General features: G+C 28.1%; 7 protein-coding genes. 4 read left to right on the top strand and 3 right to left on the bottom strand.

Annotation, left to right across the window (positions count from 1 at the left end):
- On the bottom strand, positions 1-1217 hold a 1217-nt coding region (locus AABM47_RS08390), incomplete at its 3' end, for a PspC domain-containing protein (RefSeq protein ID WP_338410478.1).
- Positions 1218-1222: 5 nt separating this feature from the next.
- The gene (locus tag AABM47_RS08395) at positions 1223-1552 is read right to left on the bottom strand and encodes a PadR family transcriptional regulator (RefSeq protein WP_338410479.1); all 330 of its coding nucleotides are present in this window, start codon (positions 1550-1552) and stop codon (positions 1223-1225) included.
- A 184-nt stretch (positions 1553-1736) separates the two neighbouring features.
- On the opposite strand from AABM47_RS08395, the gene AABM47_RS08400 reads away from it, so the two are divergent.
- Together AABM47_RS08400 and AABM47_RS08405 are read left to right on the top strand one after the other, a co-directional pair.
- Complete coding sequence (locus AABM47_RS08400; RefSeq protein ID WP_338410480.1) at positions 1737-2192, top strand: DUF4442 domain-containing protein; 456 nt, start codon at positions 1737-1739, stop codon at positions 2190-2192.
- Positions 2193-2361: 169 nt separating this feature from the next.
- Positions 2362-3267, top strand: coding sequence for a TIGR01777 family oxidoreductase (locus AABM47_RS08405; RefSeq protein ID WP_338410481.1), 906 nt, complete (start codon positions 2362-2364; stop codon positions 3265-3267).
- 43 nt (positions 3268-3310) lie between these two features.
- Here the strand turns inward: AABM47_RS08405 and AABM47_RS08410 are convergent, their stop codons facing one another.
- Positions 3311-3952 carry a YceI family protein gene (locus AABM47_RS08410; RefSeq protein WP_338410482.1) on the bottom strand — a complete coding sequence of 214 codons (642 nt, stop codon included), beginning with the start codon at positions 3950-3952 and terminating at the stop codon, positions 3311-3313.
- A 177-nt stretch (positions 3953-4129) separates the two neighbouring features.
- Between AABM47_RS08410 and AABM47_RS08415 the strand changes: the two genes are divergently transcribed.
- Both AABM47_RS08415 and AABM47_RS08420 read left to right on the top strand, forming a co-directional pair.
- Complete coding sequence (locus tag AABM47_RS08415; RefSeq protein WP_338410483.1) at positions 4130-4693, top strand: nucleotide exchange factor GrpE; 564 nt, start codon at positions 4130-4132, stop codon at positions 4691-4693.
- 48 nt (positions 4694-4741) lie between these two features.
- Positions 4742-4963: DnaJ domain-containing protein (locus tag AABM47_RS08420; RefSeq protein WP_338410484.1), on the top strand; the 222-nt coding region annotated here is incomplete at its 3' end.

Here is a 4963-nt window from a genome sequence, read left to right on the forward strand (position 1 = left end):
TGAATTTTTATATTGTTAGAATAAATGATTTCTTTTTCATTTTCATCAACAGTAAATACGAAATCACTTTTTTCATTTATACTTTTGGTATAGAAGTCATTAAAAGATATATTTAATTTTAAGGTGTCATTTGGTGATATAACGAGTTCTCTTTTATCAATAACTTTACTTTCAAACCCAACTTCAGAAGCTTGTCTTAAACCAAAATAAATAAAAAACAGTACAGATAATAGCCATAATGCCAACAAGCTATATTTTGCATAACTTCCAATAGATTTTAAATCGTTAACTAATAGTTTTAGGCCTAAAATTAGAAAGATAAAAACGGGAATTGCTGTTACAAAAAATGAAAATATGTACAAAATCCACATGGGAAAATCGGTATAATTTTCGGCTCTTAAATACTCATTCCACGGCATATGAACGTGGCTAACTGTTGTTGAAAAAAACATAAACACAGTTCCAAGAAGTAGTCCAATTAATGAAATTGAAGATACAATAACTATAAAAGTACCTATTATTTTTCCAATGATTTTAAAAAGTGTTAAAAACACATCTTCAATAGTATTGCCTATTTTTTGAGAACCATTTTTTACATTATGTATTATTCTATCGGTATCGATATCGTTTATTTTAGTTGTAATATCGTCAATGCCTTCTTTTACCTTTTTTTCGATATTAGAAATGTTAATTGGCATTCCACGCATTTCTAATTTTTGAGTTGTGCTTATGGCTTTTGGGAGTAAAATCCATAAAATAATATACAAGGGTATTCCAAAACCACCTGAAAAACTTAGCAATATGAAAACTATTTTTATCCAAATAGAGTCAATGCCAATATAATGACCTAAGCCTGCACAAACGCCACCTAATGTTTTATTGTTATCATCTTTATATAATTTTTTAGAAGTATAATAAGTGTTGTATGATTTTGATTCTTTTTTTAAGGGCTCGTCATCGATCTTATAATCTTCGGGTTGTCCCATGATAGATATCATGCCTTCAACTTCAATAATGCTTATTACTTGTTTTTCATTTTTTATATTTTCCTGAAAAAGTTCTGCTATTCTACTCTCAATATCTTTGACTACTTCTTCTCTACCTTCAGGAGATAGTGAGCGTTTTACGGCGTCTAAATAGCTCGTAAGTTTGCTATACGCATCTTCATCAATATGAAAAAAGTATCCTCCTAAATTTATACTTATAGTTTTATTCATGATAATTAATTTTTGATAGTTATGGTGTTTACAGCCTCTGATAATTCATTCCAAGTGCTGCCTAATTCTTTTAAAAAATCTTTTCCTACATCTGTTAAACCATAATATTTTCGTGGTGGTCCAGATGTTGACTCTTCCCATCGGTAGAGTAATAAACCTTCATTTTTTAGTCGAGTTAGTAAAGGGTAAACAGTTCCTTCAACGACTAATAATTTAGCTTCTTTTAATGTTTCTAGGATTTCAGAAGTGTAAGCATCTTTTACTTTTAATACGGAAAGAATGCAAAATTCTAAAACACCTTTTCGCATTTGAGCTTTTGTGTTTTCAATGTTCATAATTCATTTTTTTTGAAATTACTCATTTGTTTAGTTATTTTGTTATACAAATATATGTCCATAAAACAGTATTATGTTACGCATGGTACTATTAATTAACATTATTTTAACATATTCACATCATTTGAATTTTGTAAGTACGCATAAAATTTTATTGTATATTAGCCTAATAAATATAGTAATAATGACATTTTCACCGTTAAAATTGAATTTCTTTATGGCCTTAAAGCTGCCTTCTGCATTTTTATGTGGAGTTCGAGTAAAAACAATAACTTCAGAAGTTTGCAGAACCTCTGTAAAACACAGGTGGTTAAATCAAAATCCATTTGATTCTATGTATTTTGCTGTTCAAGCTATGGCGGCTGAATTTACAACAGGAGCTTTAGTAATATTACAAGTAAAAGAGAGTACTAAAAACATATCCATGTTAGTTTCAAATAATAAATCAACTTTTACAAAAAAAGCAACGGGCAGAATAAATTTTGAATGTAATCAAGGAAATTTGATTAAAGATGTCATCCAAAAAGCAATTGAAACGGGTTCTGGTCAAACGATTTGGTTAACTTCTATTGGAACTAATCAAAATGGGGATCAAGTTTCAGAAATGGAATTTGAATGGAGTGTAAAGGTTAAAGGTTAAATTTTTCAAAGTAATTAAGCTCACAGGTTTACTTTAAATGGATTTCTCATAGTTTTTCTCCAATAGATATTAAATAGAATTAAAATAAATAAATCAAAACTTTTGTTAAGAGTAGTTAAATAAGTATGTTTTTTTAAATTTCATATCTAACTTTGAATAAAAACATAAAATGAAAGTATTAATAACGGGAGCAACCGGAATGATTGGGCAAGAGTTGGTAGTTTTTTTGCTTAAAAATAATGTTAAAGTAAATTATTTATCTACTTCAAAAGATAAACTGGTTTCAAAAGAAAACTACAAAGGATATTATTGGAACCCAATAGCAAACGATATTGATTTAAAAGCCTTTGAAGGTGTTTCGGTGATTTATCATTTAGCAGGTGCTACAGTAGCAAAGCGATGGACTTCGTTCTATAAAAAAGAAATTTTAGAAAGTAGGATACTGCCCACAAAATTGCTTTTTACAACTTTGCAAAACAATTCGCATCAAGTAAATCAAATAGTTTCAGCATCAGCTGTTGGTATATACCCCGATAGTCTCGAATTTATTTATAATGAAGAAAACAAAAATGTAGATGCTTCTTTTTTAGGTAAAGTGGTTCAAAAATGGGAGAATGAAGTTGACGCTTTTAATGCCTTAAATATTTTAGTTTCTAAAATAAGAATTGGGATTGTTTTGTCAAATAAAGGAGGCGCACTACCAAAAATAGTTGCACCCATAAAATATGGTTTTGGTGCAACATTTGGATCAGGAAGTCAAAGTCAATCTTGGATTCATATCGATGATTTAATTCATATTTTTCACTTTGTTACATCAAATAAATTAGAAGGAGTTTATAATGCGATTTCACCATACCCAATATCAAATAAAGAAATGACTATGGCTATAGCAAAGTTTTTAAAGCGACCATTGTGGCTGCCAAATATTCCAAAATTAGTAATGAAATTAATTTTAGGAGAAATGTATATTTTATTGTTTTCCAGTCAAAATGTAAGTGCATTAAAAATATTGAATCAAGGGTATCAGTTTAAATATGCTACTATTGATAAAGCTTTAATTAGCTTGTTAAAATAAAAAAAGGAACACATTTTAATGTGTTCCTTTTTTTATTTTAAAATTATAAACTGGCTTGTAAATTTAGTTTTAAATAAACCTCATCATTTATAAACCGATCTCCTAAATCGTCAAAAAAGGCTTTTGATCCATAAGTAACGCCCCATAAGGTTCTATTTATTTCAAATGAAGGAGAACTTATAAATACCTTTCCTTCAACCTCACTTATTGAAATAGGAAATTTTATTTTATTTGTTTTGTTTTTAATAGTTAAATCACCCTCTAACATGTCAGATCCATCTTCTTTAAAAAACCCAGTAACTAGAAAAGTAGCTTCAGGATATTTAGTTACATTAAAAAAATGATCAGTAATTTCAGGTGAATTAATGCCTTTTAAATGATTTTCTAATTTAATTTTATCTTTACCTTCTAAATCTTTTACATCAATTGAATGCATATTTATAGCAAATCTACCTTCTGTTATTATTCCTTTTTTAACAGTAAATTCACCATAATTTAATTCTAAAGTTCCATGATGTTTTCCTGTTTGTTTAGAACCTTCCCATTCTATAGTTGAAGCACTATTTATAATAAAGGTGCCATTAATATTGTTTTCTACTAATGAAGGCTTTGCTGAATCAGTTTTTTCTTTTTTACAACTTAAAAACAGAAAAGCTGCAATTCCAACTAAGAATATTTTTTTCATGTTATTTGCTTTTTAAATTAATACTATCAAATTTAACATTTTTTTTTAACATGAACGTATCAAAAAAAAATAAAATGGTACAAATTGGCAATAAAACAAGAAAGTATTATAGTTTTGTGACAATTTGACATTAAATTATAAATGGCAATAGATTTGCTGTATACCAACAAAACAAAAATGTTTAAAAAAATTTTTAAAAATATGAGTCAAGCATCAACTGAAAACATTGAAAAAGATATTATTATTGAAGATGTAGTTTCAGATAATCAAGAAATTGAGCAGATAGAATTGTCTGTCGAAGAGCAATTACAAGAAGATTTATTAAAAGAAAAAGATAAATTTTTACGACTATTTGCCGAATATGACAATTATAAAAAGAGAACATCAAAAGAACGAATGGAATTATATAAAACAGCTAATCAAGAAGTTATACAAGCTATTTTGCCTGTTTTAGACGATTTTGATAGGGCAATGTTAGAAATTTCAAAATCTGAAGATGTTGCCCTTGTTAAGGGAGTTGAATTAATTCATGAAAAATTAAAATCAACATTGTTTTCAAAAGGGCTAGAAGTTGTTGAAGTTAAAGCAGGAGATGTTTTTAATGCCGATTTTGCTGAAGCTATTACACAAATACCTGCACCGTCAAAAAATTTAAAAGGTAAAATAGTTGATGTTTTAGAAAAAGGATATAAGCTTGGAGAAAAAATTATTCGTTTTCCAAAAGTTGTTATAGGAAATTAATTAAAGATTTCAATTTTTAGAATTTAACGCATTGGAATTTAACAGTATATGAAGAAAGATTTTTACGAAATATTAGGAATAAGCAAGAGTGCTCCACCTGAAGAAATAAAAAAAGCTTATAGAAAAAAAGCTATTCAATATCATCCCGATAAAAATCCTGATGACGCAGCTGCAGAAGAAAAATTTAAATTAGCTGCAGAAGCTTATGAAATACTAGGTGATCCTGACAAAAGATCACGTTATGATCGAATGGGTCATGCTGCATTTGAC

It is taken from the genome of uncultured Flavobacterium sp., assembly GCF_963925415.1.
Lineage (GTDB): Bacteria > Bacteroidota > Bacteroidia > Flavobacteriales > Flavobacteriaceae > Flavobacterium.

Excerpts from the sequence above, each read along its gene's own strand:
- AABM47_RS08400 (WP_338410480.1), top strand. The coding sequence starts at position 1,737 with ATGACATTTTCACCGTTAAAATTGAATTTCTTTATGGCCTTAAAGCTG.
- AABM47_RS08395 (WP_338410479.1), bottom strand. The coding sequence starts at position 1,552 with ATGAACATTGAAAACACAAAAGCTCAAATGCGAAAAGGTGTTTTAGAA.
- AABM47_RS08410 (WP_338410482.1), bottom strand. The coding sequence starts at position 3,952 with ATGAAAAAAATATTCTTAGTTGGAATTGCAGCTTTTCTGTTTTTAAGT.
- AABM47_RS08405 (WP_338410481.1), top strand. The coding sequence starts at position 2,362 with ATGAAAGTATTAATAACGGGAGCAACCGGAATGATTGGGCAAGAGTTG.
- AABM47_RS08415 (WP_338410483.1), top strand. The coding sequence starts at position 4,130 with ATGTTTAAAAAAATTTTTAAAAATATGAGTCAAGCATCAACTGAAAAC.